The organism is Streptomyces maremycinicus, assembly GCF_001184025.1.
GTDB lineage: Bacteria > Actinomycetota > Actinomycetes > Streptomycetales > Streptomycetaceae > Streptomyces > Streptomyces maremycinicus.
Genome location: NZ_BBYG01000019.1, coordinates 223057 through 241190 on the forward strand (window position 1 = coordinate 223057; position 18134 = coordinate 241190).

14 protein-coding genes and 1 pseudogene are annotated in these 18134 nt (G+C 70.6%); 6 read left to right on the forward strand and 9 right to left on the reverse strand.

Annotated features, from left to right (window positions below; genetic code table 11):
- Window positions 1–129 precede the first annotated feature (129 nt).
- Window positions 130–1143 carry a hydroxyacid dehydrogenase gene (locus AOQ37_RS29945; protein WP_062648833.1) on the reverse strand — a complete coding sequence of 338 codons (1014 nt, stop codon included), beginning with the start codon at window positions 1141–1143 and terminating at the stop codon, window positions 130–132.
- Between the two features lie 272 nt (window positions 1144–1415).
- Here AOQ37_RS29945 and AOQ37_RS29950 point away from each other — a divergent pair, with 272 nt between their 5' ends.
- The gene (locus tag AOQ37_RS29950; protein ID WP_062648835.1) at window positions 1416–3098 is read left to right on the forward strand and encodes a carboxylesterase/lipase family protein; all 1683 of its coding nucleotides are present in this window, start codon (window positions 1416–1418) and stop codon (window positions 3096–3098) included.
- Between the two features lie 27 nt (window positions 3099–3125).
- On the opposite strand, the gene mmuM is transcribed toward AOQ37_RS29950, so the two are convergent.
- A complete protein-coding gene (gene mmuM / locus AOQ37_RS29955) occupies window positions 3126–4067 on the reverse strand; it encodes a homocysteine S-methyltransferase (protein ID WP_062648836.1) in 942 nt (313 codons plus the stop codon).
- Between the two features lie 307 nt (window positions 4068–4374).
- Between mmuM and AOQ37_RS29960 the strand changes: the two genes are divergently transcribed.
- Window positions 4375–5787, forward strand: a complete 1413-nt coding sequence (locus tag AOQ37_RS29960) for an RICIN domain-containing protein (protein ID WP_062648838.1) — start codon at window positions 4375–4377, stop codon at window positions 5785–5787.
- Between the two features lie 6 nt (window positions 5788–5793).
- On the opposite strand, the pseudogene AOQ37_RS29965 reads toward AOQ37_RS29960, so the two are convergent.
- Window positions 5794–7474, reverse strand: a pseudogene (locus AOQ37_RS29965) (rhamnogalacturonan lyase B N-terminal domain-containing protein).
- Between the two features lie 191 nt (window positions 7475–7665).
- On the opposite strand from AOQ37_RS29965, the gene AOQ37_RS29970 reads away from it, so the two are divergent.
- The 4 genes from AOQ37_RS29970 (at window position 7666) to AOQ37_RS29985 (ending at window position 11896) form a co-directional block, all read left to right on the forward strand.
- Window positions 7666–8712 carry a rhamnogalacturonan acetylesterase gene (locus AOQ37_RS29970; RefSeq protein WP_062648840.1) on the forward strand — a complete coding sequence of 349 codons (1047 nt, stop codon included), beginning with the start codon at window positions 7666–7668 and terminating at the stop codon, window positions 8710–8712.
- 91 nt (window positions 8713–8803) lie between these two features.
- The gene (locus AOQ37_RS29975; RefSeq protein ID WP_062648842.1) at window positions 8804–10582 is read left to right on the forward strand and encodes a DUF2264 domain-containing protein; all 1779 of its coding nucleotides are present in this window, start codon (window positions 8804–8806) and stop codon (window positions 10580–10582) included.
- Window positions 10583–10609: 27 nt separating this feature from the next.
- Complete coding sequence (locus AOQ37_RS29980) at window positions 10610–10981, forward strand: VOC family protein (protein ID WP_062648844.1); 372 nt, start codon at window positions 10610–10612, stop codon at window positions 10979–10981.
- Window positions 10982–11077: 96 nt separating this feature from the next.
- Complete coding sequence (locus AOQ37_RS29985) at window positions 11078–11896, forward strand: isocitrate lyase/PEP mutase family protein (protein ID WP_062648846.1); 819 nt, start codon at window positions 11078–11080, stop codon at window positions 11894–11896.
- Between the two features lie 5 nt (window positions 11897–11901).
- Here AOQ37_RS29985 and AOQ37_RS29990 read toward each other — a convergent pair whose 3' ends face one another.
- The 6 genes from AOQ37_RS29990 to AOQ37_RS30015 all read right to left on the reverse strand — a co-directional run bounded on the left by AOQ37_RS29990 (window position 11902) and on the right by AOQ37_RS30015 (window position 18108).
- Window positions 11902–12507, reverse strand: coding sequence for a TetR/AcrR family transcriptional regulator (locus AOQ37_RS29990; RefSeq protein WP_062648848.1), 606 nt, complete (start codon window positions 12505–12507; stop codon window positions 11902–11904).
- 268 nt (window positions 12508–12775) lie between these two features.
- Window positions 12776–14101, reverse strand: coding sequence for a jacalin-like lectin (locus AOQ37_RS29995; RefSeq protein ID WP_062648849.1), 1326 nt, complete (start codon window positions 14099–14101; stop codon window positions 12776–12778).
- 118 nt (window positions 14102–14219) lie between these two features.
- Window positions 14220–14825 (reverse strand): hypothetical protein, encoded by a 606-nt coding sequence (locus tag AOQ37_RS30000; RefSeq protein ID WP_234437042.1) that lies wholly within the window; start codon window positions 14823–14825, stop codon window positions 14220–14222.
- 147 nt (window positions 14826–14972) lie between these two features.
- Window positions 14973–15869 carry a carbohydrate ABC transporter permease gene (locus tag AOQ37_RS30005; protein WP_062648851.1) on the reverse strand — a complete coding sequence of 299 codons (897 nt, stop codon included), beginning with the start codon at window positions 15867–15869 and terminating at the stop codon, window positions 14973–14975.
- Window positions 15866–16831: a carbohydrate ABC transporter permease gene (locus AOQ37_RS30010; protein WP_062648853.1), complete on the reverse strand. Its 966-nt coding sequence runs from the start codon at window positions 16829–16831 to the stop codon at window positions 15866–15868. The genes AOQ37_RS30005 and AOQ37_RS30010 overlap by 4 nt, the downstream gene beginning before the upstream one ends.
- A 20-nt stretch (window positions 16832–16851) precedes the next feature.
- Window positions 16852–18108 (reverse strand): ABC transporter substrate-binding protein, encoded by a 1257-nt coding sequence (locus tag AOQ37_RS30015; protein WP_062648855.1) that lies wholly within the window; start codon window positions 18106–18108, stop codon window positions 16852–16854.
- Window positions 18109–18134: the final 26 nt, after the last annotated feature.

Here is an 18134-nt window from a genome sequence, read left to right on the forward strand (position 1 = left end):
AAAGCGCTTGCTATCCTAGGGGCGCCTCGGCGGGACGTGAAGACTCGGGAAAACGCGGGATCTTGGGCGCGGCACCTTTCGAAAACCGCGGACGTGCGGCGCGGCCCGGAAGGCGGCGGGGGTGTCGACTCAGGCCACCCGCGCGAGGTCGGCGCGACGCACTTCGTGGGCGAGGGGCAGCCCCTCGCCCAGCCGTTCCAGCTCCTCGACGACGATGCGGCCGAGCCGTCCCAGCTCGTTCCCGAGGGAGCCTGCGATGTGGGGGGTGAGGAAAACGTTCGGCAAGCGGTAAAGAGGGGAGTCCGCGGGCAGCGGTTCGGGGTCGGTGACGTCCAGGACGGCGTGCAGTCGGCCGGAGACCAGCTCGTCGGTGAGGGCACGGTGGTCGACGAGGGCGCCCCGAGAGGTGTTGATCAGCACGCCGCCGTCCCGTATCAGGGCGAGGCGGGCGCGGTCGAGCATGTGGTGGGTCTCGGGAATGTCCGGCGCGTGCAGGCTGACGATGTCGCTGTGGCGCAGCAGGTCGTCCAGGGAGAGTGGCCGGGCGCCGAGTTCGGCGGCCTCCGCCGCGTCCACGTACGGGTCGTGCAGGAGGACCTCGAAGTCGTGCGGACGCAGGAGTTCCAGGAGTCGGCGCCCCACCCGCGAGGCGCCGATGACACCGATCCGGCGGCCGAGGTTGCCGACGGTCGCGGTCTCGGCGGGGGTCGGCCCGGTGTGGGTGCGGCGGAAGCGTTCGCGGTGGACGAAGGCGTCCTTCCCGGCGAGCAGGATCATCGCGAGGGTGTACTCGGCGACCGGGACGGCGTTGCCGGTCACGGCACTGGACACGGTCACCCCCCGGGCCCACAGCGCCTCTCCGGCCAGGGAGCGCACCGAGCCCGCGGCGTGCAGGACCGTACGGAGCCGGGGTGTCGCGTCGAGGGCGTCCGCTTCGAGCCGGGGGCAGCCCCAGCCGGTGATCAGGATGTCGGCGCCGGCCAGCGCGGCCGCCACGGCGGGGTCGGCGAAGTCCCTCACGACGAGCTCCGGGTCGATCTCGGCCGCCTGTCGCAGCCGGGCCACGAGCGCCGGGGGGAACAGCGGAGGAAGGTGCACCGGATCCATGGCGAACACAACCCTGGGCAGCGGGGCGCTGGGCATGACTCTCCCGAGGTGCGGAGGAAGGGAAGCGCTTTCGGAAAGCGCCCACACCGTAGGTCCGGCGCTCAGTCGTGGTCAATCGGTCGGGATCGCCGGAGAAGAAGCCGCCGAGGGCGGTCCTTCCCCGACCGGTGCGCCGACGGCGTCGGGGCCGTCCTGGCGCTGGTGTACGCCGAACAGCCCTGCCGGGAGCCCGTGGACCGGAATACAGCGCGCCGTTGTGGTGCTCTGGTCATACCGGTGCGCGAGCGCGGCGAAGGGCTGGTGGGCACATGGCGGCAGACCGGACGGACCCACGGACCGAGAACCGGGCGGACGACGGCCCCGATCCCGTCGTCACGACCCCCTACGGCGCCGTGCGCGGGCGGTACGAGGACGGTCTCGCCGCGTTCCGCGGCATCCCGTACGCGGCACCTCCCTTCGGGGCCCGCAGATTCCGGCCGCCCGTGCCGCCCGAGCCCTGGGACGGGGTACGGGACGCCGGAGCCTTCGGTGCGACGCCGCCGAAACCGCCGTACTCCGAGGCTTTCGCCCAGTACCTGTCCGACCCCGTCGTGCCGGGCGACGACTGCCTCAACCTCAACGTCTGGACGCCCGAGCCCGGCCCGGCCGCCCGGTTGCCCGTCCTCGTCTGGCTGCACGGCGGCGGCCTGACCAGGGGATCCTCGGCGGTGCCGGTGTACGACGGACGCCATTTCGCCCGCGACGGGATCGTTTTCGTCTCGGTCAACTACCGGCTGGGAGTGGAGGGCTACGGACTCTTCCCGGACGCCCCCGCCAACCCCGGTCTGCGTGATCAGCTCGCCGCCCTGGAATGGGTGCACCGCTCGATCAGGGCCTTCGGCGGCGACCCCGACAGGGTCACCCTGGCGGGACAGTCCGCCGGAGCCATCAGCGCCGGAGTCCTGATCGCGGCTCCGCAGGCACAGGGCCTGTTCCGGCGGGCCGTCCTCCAGAGCGGACCGCCGGAGGCCTCGGAACGGGACAAGGTCCGCCGCATGGTCCGCCGCATGGCGACCCGGCTGAAGATCCCCGCCACCGCCGAGGCCTTCGCCGCCGTCGACCGGGACCTGCTGCTGCGGACCCAGGGGGAGGTGGGCAGGCTCAGCAGCCCCGTCCTGGGCGGGCCCGCCTTCGGCATCGTCGTCGACGGCGACCTCGTCCCCCGGGACCCGCTTCGGGCACTCACGGACGGCGACGCGGCCCACGGCGTCGACCTGCTCCTGGGCTGGACCCGGGACGAGTACCGGCTCTGGCTGGTCCCCGGCGGACTGATGGAGCGCGTCGACCGGCTGGGACCCGTCGCCCTCGCGGGCGCCATGGCCCGCTGCCACTGCGGCCACGAGGTGCCGCGCGGCTACCGCACCCTGTACCCCGGGGCCGGGACGGCCGAGGTCTTCGGCCAGATGGTCACCGACAACCTGCTGCGCGGCCCCCTCCAGCGGCTGGCCGAGGCCCGCCCGGGATCGTCCTACGTGTACGAGTTCGCGTGGCCCTCGCTCAGGCCCGGTCTCGGCGCCTGCCACGCCCTCGAACTCGGCTTCGTCTTCGACACCGGCGAGACGGCCGAGTCCGCGAAACTCGCCGGGGGCGGCGCGCCGCAGGAACTGGCCGACGCGATGCACGGGGCGTGGACCCGGTTCGTCGCCACGGGCGACCCCGGCTGGGAAGCGTGGGGGCCGGCCCACCCCGTGCGGATCTTCGGCGAGGTCGACAGCGGGCGGTCCGAGGAGAACGGCACGCCGCACGGGGCCGACGCCCTGGCGTACACCGCATACGGCCCGCGGGACCGCCAGCTGGCCCTGTGGAGCGCGGAGACCGTAACGGTTCCACCGGCGGGGCCCCTCGACGCGGCGGCGACACCGGACCCGCTGCTCGGGAGGACCCCGCGCGGCGCGGAGCTCAGGTCCGCGATGCGGCGACTGCGTCGGGCCGGGGGAGTGCGGGGCCGCTGACCGTCGGACGGGCCGGGAAGCGGCGGCCTACGCGTGGGTCAGTGTCCGGGCGATCGACGCGACGGCCTCCGGACCGACCCGGCAGCAGCCGCCGATCAAGCGTGCCCCCGAATCCCGCCATCCCAGGACCTGTTCGGCGGTGAAGGTGGACCGGCCGCTCCAGGCGCGTGCTTCCGCGTCCCACACCTCACCGCTGTTGGGGTAGACCACCACCGGCTTGCCCGTCACCCGGGCCGCGGTCGCGACGGCGGCTTCGACGTCCTTCGGGGCGCAGCAGTTCACCCCGACCGCGATCACCTCGTCCGCGTCCGCTGCCAGGGCGAACGCCTCGTCCAACGGCTGCCCGGCACGCGTACGGTCACCGGCGATCGAGTACGACAGCCAGGCCGGCACGCCGAGCCCCCGGATCGCGCGCAGCAGTGCCTCGGCCTCATCGGCGTCGGGAACCGTTTCCAGCGCCAGGACGTCGGGCGCGGCGGCGGCCAGCACCTCCAGCCGTGGACGGTGGAAGCCTTCCAGTTCCGCGACGCTCAGCCCGTAGCTGCCCCGGTACTCGGAGCCGTCCGCGAGCATCGCCCCGTACGGCCCCACCGAGGCGGCCACCCACAACGGGTGCCGGGACCCCTTGCCCCGTGCCTGCCGGGCGGCCTCCTGGGCCAGTTCCACGCTCAGGGCCAGCAGCCGGGCCGCCTCGTCGTGGCCGATGCCCCGCTTGGCGAACCCTTCGAACGTGGCCTGGTAGCTGGAGGTGATCGCCACGTTCGCGCCCGCCTCGAAGTACGCGAGGTGCGCCTGGGTGATCGCCTCGGGCTGCTCGGCGAGCAGCCGCGCCGACCACAGTTCGTCGCTCAGGTCGTGCCCGGCTGACTCCAGCTGGTTGGACATACCGCCGTCGAGGACGACGGCTCCGGCGGCGAGAGCCGTGCTCAGGGTGGTCTCGGCGGGGGAAGCGGGGAGGTCGCGGGTCATGTCATGACGCTAGTCGAAGGCACGGCGGACGGTCGGATCCGTCCGATGAATGAACAGACTGACCGCTATACGGGACGCGAGCGGGCGGGCGGCCGCTCGAACCCCTCCTGGTCCCACCTCCCCGCCCACACCCTCCGGAAAGGGCTTTCCATCAAGTCCCGTCCGACCCGTTGACCTGCCCGTAGCACACCCTTACCTTTTCGGCGTCCGCCCTTCCATATGCCGTTCGAAGCTCCGAACGCCCCTCCCTCGCGAGGTGGCCGCTCCGGCGTCCCTGGCGCCGACACCGTGAAGGAGAGTGCGTGAGATGAGACGTGCGTGCACGACCCTGCTCGCCCTCTGTCTTGTGCTGATCGGTGCCCTCGCGACCGCCGGACCCGCCCAGGCGGCCTCCGTGACGATCGTCAACGGCACCCGGTTCGACGACAGTTCAGGCAACCCCGTGCACGCCCATGGCGGCGGGGTGCTCAAAGTCGGCTCCTACTACTACTGGTTCGGCGAGAACCGCAGCGCCGACAACACCTTCCTCTACGTGGACGCCTACCGCTCCACCGATCTGAAGAACTGGGAGTTCCGCAACCATGTCCTGACCCGGTCGAGCGCCTCCGAGTTGGCCGCGGCCAACATCGAGCGTCCGAAGGTCATGTACAACGCGTCCACCGGCAAGTTCGTGATGTGGATGCACAAGGAGAACGGAACCGACTACAGCGAGGCCCGCGCGGCGGTCGCCGTGTCGGACACCGTCGACGGGAACTACGCCTGGCGGGGCAGCTTCCGTCCGCTCGACCAGCACATGTCGCGTGACATCACGGTCTTCGTGGACAGCGACGGCGCCGGCTACATGGTCTCGGCGGCACGCGAGAACTACGACCTCCAGATCTACCGGCTCACCGCCGACTACACCGCGATCGCGAGCCTCGTCGCCGATCCCTGGCACGGCGGCCACCGCGAGGCACCCGCCCTGTTCAAGCGGGGCGGCGTCTACTTCATGCTGACCTCCGGCGCGACCGGCTGGAGCCCCAACCAGCAGCAGTACGCCACCTCGACCTCGCTCGCCGGACCTTGGTCGGCCATGACGAACGTCGGCGACCCGACGGCCTACGGCTCGCAGACCGCGTACGTCCTGCCCGTCCAGGGGACCTCGGGGACCTCGTACCTCTACCTGGGTGATCGCTGGGGCAACTCCTTCGGCGGGACCGTCAACGACTCCCGTTACGTCTGGCTGCCGCTGACCTTCCCCACGACCACCTCGCTGTCGATGTCCTGGTCGCCCGAGGTCACCGTCGACACGGCGGCCGGCACGGTTGCCGGAACGAGCGCCACGTACAACACGCTCATCGCCCGGCACAGCGGCAGGTGCGCGGACGTCACGAGCCAGTCCCTGTGGGCGGGGGCCCAGATCAAGCAGTACGACTGCAACGGCGGCACCAACCAGAAGTACTGGTTCAAGTCCGTCGGAAGCGGCTACTACCAGTTGGTGGTCAGAAGCAGCTCGCTGTGCGTACAGGAGAACGCGAACACGGTCAGCCAGGAGAACTGCGACACGACGGCCACCGCCCAGCAGTGGTCGCTGACGGCATCCGGCTCCTACGTCAACGTCAAGTCCCGGGCGAGCGGCGAGTGTCTGGACGTGAACGGCGCGTCCACCGCCAACTCCGCCGCGCTCATCACCTACACGTGCAACGGAGGGACCAACCAGCAGTGGACGCGCGGCACCTGACCCGCGTCAGACGAGAAGGTCGATCGCGTCGATCGACGTTCCGGCGCTGAGGTAGGAGGTCGTTCCCGAACCGCTCACCACGTTGATCTTCAGCACGTTGTACCGGCTGGTGTCCGTGAGCCACGCGGAGGCCGGGACGCTGTACGTGAACGTGTGGTTGTTGCCCCGGTAGGACCCGTTGGTCAGGGACCGGGTGCTCGGCTGGGTAGGCGGGGAGGGTATCGCCGAGGTCCAGGTGTCGTTCACGACGACCTGCGGCCGGCCGTTGGCGTAGGCCGTCGTCACACCGATGCGCAGGGTGTGCGCGGCGGCGGCCTGGGCCGCGGTGAGCCTGAAGTACACGAGCAGACCGCTGTTGACGTCCTTCCAGATGTAGCAGGGGAACGCCGAGGTCTCGCTGCCGCTGCCGATCACCACGTTCCCGGTCCAGGCGGCGGCCCGCACGTCCGACGGGTGCGCGTACGTCATCAGCTCGGCGTTCTTGAAGCCGCTCGGCGTGCCGGTCCAGTCGTTGATCCGCCAGATCGCGCTCGCGTTGCCCGAGTCGTTCGAGGACGGGATCGCGATCGAGTTGAGGGTGGTCGTCCCGCCCGCGGAGACGGTCACCTGGGTGCTGTACACGGCCAGTTCGCTCTTGTGGACGGTGAGGGTGTACGTCCCCGGGAGGACCCCCGTGACCGAGAAGTAGCCGTCGGACGACCGTGCCGAACCCCAGTACTGCGCGGCCGCGTTGGCCAGTGCGACCGTGTACGGGTACGCCGAGTCGCGTCCCGTGATGCCGACCCCGGCGACCCGGCCCCGGCCGCTCGCCGCGACGTAACCGGAGATGCCGAGCGAGTCGGCCCAGGACGTGGTCAGGGTGCCCGGGAACAGGGACGAGGAGGGCGCGCCGCCGTCGGTGAACGCGATGACATAGGGGCCCTGGAGACCGAAGCGCTGCTCCTCGGTCTGGTTCTGGCCGTAGTAGAGGATCTCGTACAGGCCGCCGCCGTCGGCGCTCTGGTGGCGCAGAAGGGAGCGGTAGAAGGGGCCGCCCGACGCCTTCTCGTGATTGCTGCGCACCATCCAGAGGCCGACGCCGCCGGTCGTCCAGCCGATGCAGTCGTAGTCGATGACGCGCAGCTTGGAGTAGTGCTTGGAGCGGGTCTGGCCGTCGGACTTCGCGAAGACGTCGGAGGCCTCGACGGTGCTGGTCGTGTACGTGTAGGAGTCGGGCTCGTCGTTGAGGAACAGGCCCGCCTTGACGCGCACGATGTACCGCGTGGCCGAAACGGACGTGTCGGCCTTGTTGGTCCACAGGTAGACGTTGCTCGCCGCTGCGGGCCGCGTAGTAGTGCTTGAGCGTGCCGTGCGTGACCGAGATCAGGATCGTCGAGCCGGACTGAGCGATCGTCACGGTGGAGCTGCCGAGGCCGGACTCGATGTGCGAGTTCATGCCGCCGTAGCCCTGGTACTCGGTTCCCCGGTAGACCAGCGAGGTCAGGTCGCCGGTGGATTTGCTGACCTTGAAGACCAGGTCGGCGCCGGTGGCGACGACGTAGGCGGAGCCGTCGTCGGTGTAGCCGAAGGCGGCCGCGGCGGACGGTGCGGCGAGTGGTCCGGCCAGCGCGGCCGAGCCTGCCGTGGCCGCGGTGCCGAGGACGAAGGTGCGGCGTCGGATCGGCCGGTGGTTCTCGGATCCGGACATGGGGGTGCCTCCTTCGGGAGGTGTGGGGGTGCGGGTGCCTGAGAGAGTGACAGTTGAATCGATTTCGCGAAAGGGCTTTCACGCGGTGGAGGTCGGCAATCTCGCGAAATTGGCCTCAGGTCTAGAAAGCGCTTGCCGGAGACGGTACGGTCCAGCCGCCAACCCCTGTTGCCGCGACGGAGGAGCCGTAAGTGAGACGTTTCAACATCGCCGTGCTGGCGGCGCTGACCCTGGCCGCCGGCCTGACGGCGGTACCCGCCGCTCAGGCGCACGGCGGCCGGGCACCCCTCGGCATCGACAACTGCACCGCGACCGCCTGTCACTTCGACGTCCCGCCCGGTACCTACGACGTCGAGGTCGTCCTCGGCGGCGACGCGGAGTCGCGCACCGGCATCAGCGCGGAGACCCGGCGCGCCCTGCTTCCCGAGACCGCCGTCGCCGCCGGCGAACAGGTCGTCCGCAGCTTCACGGTGGACGTCCGTACTCCTGAGGGCGAGCCGACGGGGGCGGCCGGGACCGCGGGCCTTGACCTGGTGGTGGACGGCTCGGCGCCTGCCCTGGCCGACATCAGGGTCTCCCGGGCCCGGCACGCACGGCAGATCTTCCTCGTCGGCGACTCCACGGTCTGCGACCAGGCGGCGGACCCGTACACCGGGTGGGGCCAGCAGTTGCCGCAGTACCTGCGCAAGGGCGTCTCGGTCGCCAACTACGCCGATTCCGGGGAGAGTACGGTCACCTATCTCGGGAACCCGCTGCTGTGGGCGACGGTCCGGCCGCTGATCCGCCCCGGTGACCTCGTCCTCGTCCAGCTCGCCCACAACGACAAGACGACCGACGAGGCGACCTACCGGGCGAATCTCGAGACGCTGGTGGCGGGAGTGAGGGAGAAGGGCGGCCGGCCGGTCCTGGTGACCCCCGTCGTGCGCCGCTGGTTCAACGCCGACGGCACGCTGAACAACGGAACGGCCCTGCTGGTCAACGGACTCGGGGTCGACCACCCGGCGGTGATCCGCTCGGTCGCCGCCGCCGAGGAGGTCGCGCTGATCGATCTCACCGCCAGGACGAAGGCGCTGGTGGAGTCCCTGGGCGTCGAGGGCTCGAAGGAGCTGTACCTCTACAACGAGAAGCGCGACAACACGCACACCTCCGTGTACGGAGCAACGGTCTACGCGGGCCTGGTCCGCGACGAACTCGTCGCCCGCCGTCTGGTGCCGAGGGGCTCCGTGCGGGTGGGATGAACGCCTGGGGGCGCCCCGACCGGAACCGGGACGCCCCCAGGTCCTGGCCCCCACCAGGCTCCGCACCGGCAGCGAAGGAAAGAAGCAGCAGATGCTTTTGCCCCAGCCCGATCTCGTCCGCAGCCCCCGCACCGGCTACACCCGCGCCCACTGGGAGACCGCCGCCGACGCGCTGCTCACCGCGGTGGAGCCGTACGCCACCGAGGACCGCGCCCTCTACCACTTCCCCGGCGCCCGGCAGAGCTGGTCGGGCCGCCTCTCCGACGGCCTGGAGGGGTACGCCCGTACGCTGCTGCTGGCGGCCTTCCGTCGTGACGAGACGGCGCTGGAGCGGTACGCGAGCGGTCTCGCGGCCGGTGCCGGCGGAGTCTGGCCCCGTATCGAGGACCGCGGTCAACCCCTCGTCGAGGCCGCGTCGATCGCGCTCGCGCTGCGCCTGACCCGCCCCCTGCTCTGGGACCGTCTCGACGACGGGGTCCGACAGCGCGCCGCGGCCTGGCTCTCGGACGCGCTGACCGCCGAAGCCTGGCCCTGCAACTGGGAGTTGTTCCCGGTGACGGTGGGCGGCTTCCTGGAGTCCGTCGGCCATCGGCCGGAGGCCTCGCGCAAGGCGATCGACCGCGGGCTGGAACGCATCGAGCAGTGGTACGCCGCCGACGGCTGGTACAGCGACGGCGCCGGCCGGGCCTTCGACTACTACAACGGCTGGGCGATGCACCTCTACCCCGTCCTGCACGCCTGGCTGGCCGACGACCCCGACCTGCTCGCCCGCTACGGCGGCCGCCTCAGGTCCCATCTCGACGACTACGCCCGCCTGTTCGGCGGCGACGGCGCACCCCTGCACCAGGGCCGTTCCCTCACCTACCGCTTCGCCACCACCGCCCCCCTGTGGCTGGGCGCCCTCACCGGCCACACCCCGCTCCCCGCCGGCGAGACCCGGCGCCTGGCCTCGGGCGCGCTGAAGTACTTCCTGGAACGCGGTGCGGTCGACGAACGGGGTCTGCTGACCCTCGGCTGGCACGGCCCCGACGAGTCGGTCCTCCAGGGCTACTCGGGACCCGCCTCCCCGTACTGGGCGAGCAAGGGTTTCCTCGGCCTGCTCATCCCGCCCGAGCACGAGGTGTGGACGGCGACGGAGGAGGCGGGCCCGGTGGAACGGGAGAACGCGGTCACCCCCATCGCCGCACCCAACTGGCTGCTTCAGTCGACGAGTTCGGACGGAGTGGTCCGCCTGCACAACCACGGCAGTGAGGACGCCCGTTACGACCCGCACTACACGAGGTTCGCCTACTCCACGGTCACACGGCCGCTCGAAGCCCCGGCGGACAATGTCGTCACGGTCGGCGGGGACCCGCGACGCGAGGGCATCGTCCCGCTCGGCGTGGGAGAGAACTGGGCGGCCTCCCGGCACGTCCTGAGCTCAGGGGCCCGAGTCACCAGTCTGGTGGTGGCGCAGGACGCGGTGGAGGTGCGGGCCCACCTGGTGGCCGGCGCCGAGCCGGGCACGGAGGTGCGCCTCACGGGGTGGGCCCCGGTGGCGGGCGGGGACGAGCGGGCGGAGCTGGTGCCCGTGCACGGGCTGGCGGGCACGTCCACCCTGTCGGGCGTGCAGGGAGAAGGCCCGGCGACGCTCTTCGTCGCGCTGGCGCGTCTCACCGCCGACCCGGACCCCCTGCCCCTGCCGGAACTGGTGTCCGTGGAGGTGCGGAGGGTGGAGGCCGACACCGCGCACGGCGCCTACGACCTGAGCGTCCGGCTGCCGTCGGGTGCGGAACGCCATTTCCGCTTCACCGCTTCGGACGGGCCGTCCGCGAGGTCGTCGTGGTCGGTGGAGCCCCGTGCCGGTGCGGGTGATTCTCCGTTGCCCTGAGGGAAGCGAGTACAGAAGAATCCGCGCATGACTTCTGCCATCCGTCACGTCACGATCGACAGCTCCGATGCCTACGCCCTCGGCACCTTCTGGTCCGAGGTGCTCGGCCAGCCGCTCCACGAGGACGACAAGCCGGGCGACGAGGAAGCGCTGATCGAGGGCGCGGGCATGCTCTTCGTCACCGTCCCGGAGGCCAAGACCCGGAAGAACCGCATACATTTCGACCTCCAGCCGCAGGACCGCACCCGCGACGAGGAGGTCGAGCGTCTGCTCGCGCTCGGCGCCACCCTCTTCGACGACCGCCGCAGGCCCGACGGCACGGGGTGGGTGGTCCTCGCCGATCCGGAGGGCAACGAGTTCTGCGTGGAGCGCAGCGCGGGGGAGCGGGCCGCGGGCTGAGGCGGCGGGGCGACTCGCCGGGAGCAGTGCGGCGGGAGCAGTGCGGCGGGAACAGTTCGGCGGAGGCCGAAAGGACGCGCCCCTAGCGTGGACGATATGCACGCACGCAGGGCGACCTCGCATCCCTTCGCCGTTCTCCACCACGCCGATACCCCTCTGCTCCTGCCGAACGCCTGGGACCGTGCCAGCGCGACGGCCATGGCGCGGATGGGTTTCCGGGCGATCGGCACGACGAGCCTCGCGGTGGCGGCAGGGGTGGGGCTGCCGGACGGCGCGTCGGTCACCCGGGACGAGACCCTGCGGCTCGCGCTGCTGCTGGGCTCGCGACCGTTCCTGCTGTCCGTCGACGCGGAGGACGGCTTCAGCGAAGATCCCGACGAGGTGGGGGAGTTCGCCCGTCAGCTCGCGGCGGTGGGCGCGGTCGGCATCAACCTGGAGGACGGGCTCGGACCGGTCGACCGGCATGCCGCGAAGATCGCCGCGGTCAAGGCCGCCGCGCCCGGCCTCTTCGTCAACGCCCGCACGGACACCTACTGGCTCGGCGGGCAGGGCGCACGCGGTGAACGTGCCACACGCGGTCGAGGCGAGACGCTTTCCCGTCTCGACGCGTACCGACAGGCGGGCGCGGACGGGGTCTTCGTCCCGGGGCTGACCGATGCCCGCGAGATCGCCGCGCTCGTCGCCCGCCTGGACGTGCCCCTCAACGTCCTCCACTCGCCGACCGGCCCCACGGTGGCCCAGCTCGGCGAGCTGGGGGTGAGCCGTGTCAGCCTCGGCTCGTTCCTCTACCGGCGAGCGATGGGCGCCGCGCTCGAAGCGCTGGGCGACATCCGTGCGGGACGGGAACCGGGTGGTCCCACGCCGACGTACGAGGAGCTGCAAGAGGCGGGCGACGGCGCAGCACGCCGTGTCTGACAGCGTCAGGCGTCGACGTCGTCGGCGACGGTCTCGCGCGGCCAGTGGGTCAGGGCCGTGTGCAGCGCGTCGATCGCCTTGTCCCACGATCGCTGCACGTCCCGGGGCGCGCCGAAGCCGCCGCCGGCCTCCAGCGTGCAGTACCCGTGAAAGGTGCTGCGCAGCAGGCGGACGGCGTCGGTGAGATCGGGTTCGTCGAGGCCGTAGGCGCGGAGCATCCCGTAGGTGATCTCGGCGGTCCGGCGCGGAACGGGGGACGCGGCGGCCAGTTCCCGGTCGAGCTCCTCGTCGATCCGGATCTGGGTGGCGGCGTACCGGCCGGGGTGCCGGAGCGCGTACTCCCGGTAGGCCCCGGCGAAGGCGACCAGCGCCTCCTTCCCGGCGAGCCCCACGACGGCCACCGCGATCCGGTCGATCATCTCGCCGCCGACCAGCAGGGCGAGCCTCGTCCGCAGTTCCCGGAGGTTTCTGACGTGCGAGTACAAGCTCGCGTCCTTGACTCCGAACCGTCGCGCCAGCGCCGAGATGCTGACCTTGTCGAAGCCGACCTCGTCGGCCAGTTCCGCCGCGGCTTCGACCAGGCGGTCGGTGGTCAGGCCGACTCGTGGCATGGGGACCGCCTTGTGTGCGCTCGGACCTGGGGGTGTCAGGCAGGATCCTAAGGGTTCCGCAGGTCGGGCAGTGGCCAGCGGGCGCGGGCCGTCGGGGCGGCGGACGGCGGCAGGTGGAGACTCCACCCCGGGGCCGAGCCAGAGGCGGTGAACGACGGGCACCGAACGGCCTGCGCCGAGATCACGAGCGGCACATCGCCTCTCCCCGAGCGAGCGTCGACGACCTCGAAGCCGCCGTGCCGCGCCCCGCGGCCCCGGGAGCGGCCGGTCAGCCGATCGGTGCGTACAGCACGCCCAGCTTGTCCACCTCGTCGCCCGCGCGGCCGGTGAACCCTACGATCTGCCAGCCGGACGGGGCCGTGAAGGTGGTGGCGTCGGTCGTCGCCGTGCCGGAGGACAGCGCGCGGCCCTTGTCCGTCGTGAACGCCGCCGAGAAGATCCTGGTGCGGCCGTCCCTCTGTCCCTGGGTCAGCTTCAGCGAGGTGAGGTGTTCGCCCGTCGCGAGCGTCAGTGAGGCCGCCGTGCCGCCCGTGCCGCCGTGGGTGAGCGTCGTACCGCCGTCGAGGGTCAGCGCCAGCGCGTCGAGGCGGGCGCCGCCCCGCAGGATCAGCGTGCGCGGGGACGGGGTGGCCGGAAGGTCGGCCGCGTCGTTGAACGCGGTACCGTGCGGGCCGCCGAAGAAGTCACTGGCCCGCAGCCTCGGGTTGAGGGTGTAGGAGAAGTCGACCGTGTGCGGGAAGTGGTCCGACAGGTTGCCGCCGGCGGAGTCCAGGAACGACGCCCACTCGTTGTGGTAGCGGGTCGCGTCGAGGCTGAGTAGCTTGCTGCCCCGGTAGAAGACCTTGTCCACGACCTCACAGTCGTTCGTCGGCGCGGTGGTCGGGCACAGCAGGGCGTCGGCGCCCTGGGCCGGCCGCGTGCCGCCCTTCACCCGCTGCACCCACGCGTCCGTCAGGCCGTTCTCGTCGGCGAGAGTGCGGATGTTGTCTCCGGCACGGGTGTAGCGCGTGTTGGTGTCGCCCATCACGAGCACCGCGTTGCCGGACGAGTTCGCCTGGATGAAGTCCGACAGCTGCTCGATGTTGGCGCGGCGGGCGGCCAGCGCGTCGTCCGAGTCGTCCGCGTTGGTGTGCACGTTGTAGAGGTCCACGAAGACACCGTCGGCCAACCGGACCCGGGACAGCGTGAACCCCTTGGGTGTCAGGCAGTTGGTCCCGGTGCAGTCGTTCCAGCGCACCCGCTCGAAGTCCTCGAACGCATGGTCCGAGAGGGTGTTGAGGCCGTCGCCGATGCCCGCGCCGCCGCTGGTCGCGGTGCGGTACGGGTGGTTGTCGCCCGCGTAGAGCGCCGCGTGGTAGTTGAAGTCCTCCTGGACGTTGACGATGTCGTACGCCGCCAACCGCGGTGAGATCAGCGGGGTGTTGGTGGCCGGGTGGCCGGAGCTGAGGCCCTCGGGAAGTCCCGCGACGTTGTACGTGAGGACGTTGAAGGTGCCGGACGCCGCGGGGGCCGCCTGAGCGGGGGACGCGGCGGTCGCGGTCAGGCCGGTGAGGGCCAGGACGCCGGCCGCCAGGGTGCCGATGAGTCGTCTCATGTGGGGGTGTCTCCGGTGGGGGAAGAACGGCGAAGAGCTGAACAAAGCTCAGATTGGGGCCGCCCGGAGGGACGCACAAGGGCTGTTGAGGAAACAGTGAGTACGGAGGAGAAAACGCTTACCCCTCCGGGTGCGGCTTGCCCGCGTTGCCCCCATCGCCTCCGTTGCCCCCGTTGCTCCCAACGTTCCGGTTGTTCTGGTTGTTCGGGTTGTTCTCGCCCTTCCGCCGGCGCAGCTTGCGGCGCTCCGCCCGCGAGCGGTACGGCTCCGCCAGTCCTCCGACCGGTGCCTGCACGTGTCCCGGCCCGCCCTCGTCGCCTCCGCCCGCGCACCGCCACACGGCCTGCCCGTCCTCCACCCCCGCGTGCATCCCCAGCCGGTGCTCGGGGCAGACGGGCCACACCTGCCACAGGCACCCCAGCACCGTCTCCTGCGCGGCCTCGGCGACGTCGGCGAGCGCGAAGGCGGGCACGGCTCGGCCCTCGGGGGGCAGGTCGTTGCCGTGCCAGCGGCCGTCGGGCAGGGCTACGTACACGTGCTCGGTCACCTGCTCGTCGTCGGCTCCCTCCTCGGGCCAGGCGGGCATCGCCACCAGACGCAGCGGGCCCCGGTCCGGGAGATGGGCGACGAGATCGTGGTCGACGAGGGCCAGCGCCTCGCCCCACACCGGGTACTCGCCCGGCTCGACCGTGCGGGCGTGAGGCGTGTCGAAGGAGTCGTGCATGAGGGACATCGTCCATCAGACGCCGCCTCGACGGCACCTCGATTGCGCGAGCGGCGCCGCTCGGCGGATCGAAGACCTTCAGGTGGTCGACGGTCGGGTGGTCGACGGTCGGGTGGTCATCGGTCGGGTGGTCATCGGGCTCCCGGGTCAGCCCTTGATGCCGGTCTGCGCGATCCCCTGGACCAGCCAGCGCTGGAGGAAGAGGAAGACGAACACCAGGGGCAGGATGGAAAAGGCGGTGGCCATGAAGATCAGATGGAAGACGACGGTCTGGTTGGTCATGTAGTTGGAGAGCGCGACCTGGACGGTCCACGACCCCGGGTCCTGGCCGATCACCAGCGGCCACAGGAAGGAGTTCCAGCCGTTGATGAAGGTGATGGTCGCCATCGCCGCGAAGAAGTTCAGCGAGTTGGGCACCACGATGCGCCAGTACGCGCCCCAGTAGCCCAGTCCGTCCACCCGCGCCGCCTCCTCCAGTTCCTTGGGGAACCCCAGGAAGTACTGCCGGAACAGGAAACAGGTGAACCCGCTGAACAGCCCCGGAATGATGAGACCCCGGTAGGTGTCCACCCAGCCGAGCGAGGACACCAGCACGAAGCTCGGGACGAAGGTGACCGCCGTCGGGACCATCAGGGTGCCCAGGACGGCGTAGAAGACCTTGGTGGCGTGCCGGTAGGGGATGCGGGCGAGGCCGTACCCGGCGAGCGAGCACACCAGCAGCACGCCGGCGGTGTGCAGGGTGGCCACGACCGCGGAGTTCCACAGGGACCGGCCGAACGGCACCGTCCCGTCGGTGAACAGCTCGCTGATGTTGCCCCACTGGATGTCGGTGGGGAAGAACTTCCAGTTCTCTCCGGTGATCTCGGCGTCGGTGGACAGGGCGTTGCGGAGCAGCAGGTAGAACGGGACCAGGAAGAGGAAGCCCGCCACACCGGTGGCGACGTAGAGGCCGGTGGAGCTCATTACGCCGCCGCCGCGGCCGCCGCGGCGAGGCCTGTCCGGCGCGGGCGCGGGTTCCCGTGCTTCGGGCGTCGTGGTGGTCACTTGGACTCCTCACCCCTTCCGAAACCCAGGAACCTGCCCTGGAGCAGGGTCACGGCGCAGATCAGCACGGTCAGGATGACCGCGCCCGCGCTGCCGGCGCCGTAGTCCTGGCTCTCGCCCAGGGCCTTGTAGTACAGCTCGACGAGGGGCGGGCGACCCCAGGTGGTCTTCGACAGGAGGTTGTAGAACTCGTCGAAGGCCTGATACGCGGCGATGAGCAGCAGGAGGATCACCGCGGTGGACGTGGCGCGCAGTTGGGGCAGGGTGATGTACCGGAAGGTCTGCCAGCCAGGCTCGGCGCCGTCGATGGCGGCGGCCTCGTACAGCTCGCCCGGGATGTTCTGGAGCGCCGCGATGAACAGGATCATGTAGAAGCCGGCCTGGAGCCACAGCCGTGCGCTGACGATGACCAGCCAGTACCAGGGCGGATCGGGGTCGACCAGCCAGGCGATGTTCTCGATCCCGAACCAGCCGAGGACCGTGTTCATCAGGCCGAACCGGACCCCGCTGAAGATGGACATCTTCCAGATCAGCGAGGCGGCCACGTAACTGCACGCCGTCGGCAGGAAGAAGACCGACCGGAAGAAGGCCCGCATGAAGCGCAGCCGGTTCACCAGCAGGGCGAGGCTCAGGGAGAGCGCCCAGGTGGTGGGCACGATGAACGCGGCGAAGGCGGTGAAGGTGCCGAGCGAGCCGACGAAGTCGTCGTTCGTCAGCATGTACGTGTAGTTGTCGAAGCCGACGAACGTGTCGGGCGTGACGGTGAAGCGGGCCTCGAAGAAGCTGAGCCACAGGCTCCAGAGGATCGGCGCGTAGACGAAGATCGCCAGACCGGTCAGGAACGGTCCGGTGAAGAGCCAGAAGTTGAAGGTGGGACTGCCCCGCAGCCCCCGCCGCGGCCCGGCCGGTGCGGCCTTCACCGGGGCGGGGCGCGCGAGACCGCGCGTGCTGGTCGTCGACATGTCGTGATCCGTCCCGCGGCCTATCCGAACAGCTTCTTGAGCTCGCGGTCGACGGCCGTGTCGGCCTTGTCGAGCGCGGCCTCCGGGTCCATGTCCTTGCGGACGCTGTTGGCGAAGACGTCCTCGAGGGAGGTGCGCATGGCCTGGGTCCAGGCGATGTTGTCGAAGTGCCCGAACTCGTTGAAGAGCCGGACGCCCTCAGCGGCGTTGCCCGACTTGAGCTTGGTGGCGGTCCGGGCGATCGAGGTGCGCGGCGGAATGTGGAAGCCGAAGGACGTGGCCCACTCCTCCTGGTACTTCTTCTCGTCGATCCACAGCCACTTGACGTACTCCTTGGCAGCCTCGACGTTCTTGCCCTTGGCGTTGACGAACATCGACCAACCGCCGTTGTAGACCGACTGCTTGCCGGAGTCGATGGTCTTCGGGAAGGGGAAGACGCCCCAGTCGTCGCCGAGCGCGGTCTGGATCGCCGGCATCGCCCACATGCCGCAGAACTGGATGGCGCACAGGCCCTGGTTGAGGGACGAGGGGTCCCAGGACGCGGTCGGCGCGCCGAGGAGTAGGTGGCCGCTGGTGAAGAGCTCGCGCATCTTCTTGATGCCCTCGATGACGCCGGGGGTGTGATAGGCGATCTCGTTCTTCTCGGTGAGGTGGTCCGCGCCCGCCGACCAGATCATCGTGTCGATGACGCTGTGCAGGTCGTCGCCCATGTACAGGCCCTTGACCTTGCCGGTGGTCAGCCTGGCGGCGGCCTCCGCCAGTTCGTCGAGGGTGGTCGGCACGTCGACCTTCGCCTTCTCCAGCAACGACCTGCGGTAGAAGAAGAACTGCGGGTCGTCGATCATGCGGACGCCGTAGATCTTGCCGTCCACCGTGTGCGAGGTGATGTCGGCCGGGTTGAAGTCGTCCTTGACCGGCGCGATGACGTCGGTCAGGTCCGCCACCTGACCGCTCTTGATCAGCTGGATCTGCGGGTGGAACTCGAACAGGTCGGGCGCGTTGTCGGTGAGCAGGGTCGCGAAGAGCTTGCTCTCGAAGTCGGCGCTGGTGATCCACTGCGTGGTCACGGCGGCCTTGTCGTAGGCCTTCGCGTACTTCTTGACGGCCTGCTCGGTGCCCTGTTCGCCGTACGCGTGGAAGTACTGCGTGAGGGCGACACCCGAACCGGAGCCGCCACCGCGGCCGTTGTTGCCGCCGCAGGCGGCGAGCGAGCCGGCGGCCGCCATGCCGGCGGCGGCTCGGAAGAGGGACCTGCGGGACCAGTTGCTGTTGCTCATTGCCGACATGGCGACGTCCTTGTCTC

Bases quoted from the DNA above. Each gene is read 5' to 3' on its own strand.
- AOQ37_RS29945 (WP_062648833.1), bottom strand. From the start codon at position 1,143: ATGCCCAGCGCCCCGCTGCCCAGGGTTGTGTTCGCCATGGATCCGGTG.
- AOQ37_RS29950 (WP_062648835.1), top strand. From the start codon at position 1,416: ATGGCGGCAGACCGGACGGACCCACGGACCGAGAACCGGGCGGACGAC.
- mmuM (WP_062648836.1), bottom strand. From the start codon at position 4,067: ATGACCCGCGACCTCCCCGCTTCCCCCGCCGAGACCACCCTGAGCACG.
- AOQ37_RS29960 (WP_062648838.1), top strand. From the start codon at position 4,375: ATGAGACGTGCGTGCACGACCCTGCTCGCCCTCTGTCTTGTGCTGATC.
- AOQ37_RS29975 (WP_062648842.1), top strand. From the start codon at position 8,804: ATGCTTTTGCCCCAGCCCGATCTCGTCCGCAGCCCCCGCACCGGCTAC.
- AOQ37_RS29980 (WP_062648844.1), top strand. From the start codon at position 10,610: ATGACTTCTGCCATCCGTCACGTCACGATCGACAGCTCCGATGCCTAC.
- AOQ37_RS29985 (WP_062648846.1), top strand. From the start codon at position 11,078: ATGCACGCACGCAGGGCGACCTCGCATCCCTTCGCCGTTCTCCACCAC.
- AOQ37_RS29990 (WP_062648848.1), bottom strand. From the start codon at position 12,507: ATGCCACGAGTCGGCCTGACCACCGACCGCCTGGTCGAAGCCGCGGCG.
- AOQ37_RS29995 (WP_062648849.1), bottom strand. From the start codon at position 14,101: ATGAGACGACTCATCGGCACCCTGGCGGCCGGCGTCCTGGCCCTCACC.
- AOQ37_RS30000 (WP_234437042.1), bottom strand. From the start codon at position 14,825: ATGCACGACTCCTTCGACACGCCTCACGCCCGCACGGTCGAGCCGGGC.
- AOQ37_RS30010 (WP_062648853.1), bottom strand. From the start codon at position 16,831: ATGTCGACGACCAGCACGCGCGGTCTCGCGCGCCCCGCCCCGGTGAAG.
- AOQ37_RS30015 (WP_062648855.1), bottom strand. From the start codon at position 18,108: ATGAGCAACAGCAACTGGTCCCGCAGGTCCCTCTTCCGAGCCGCCGCC.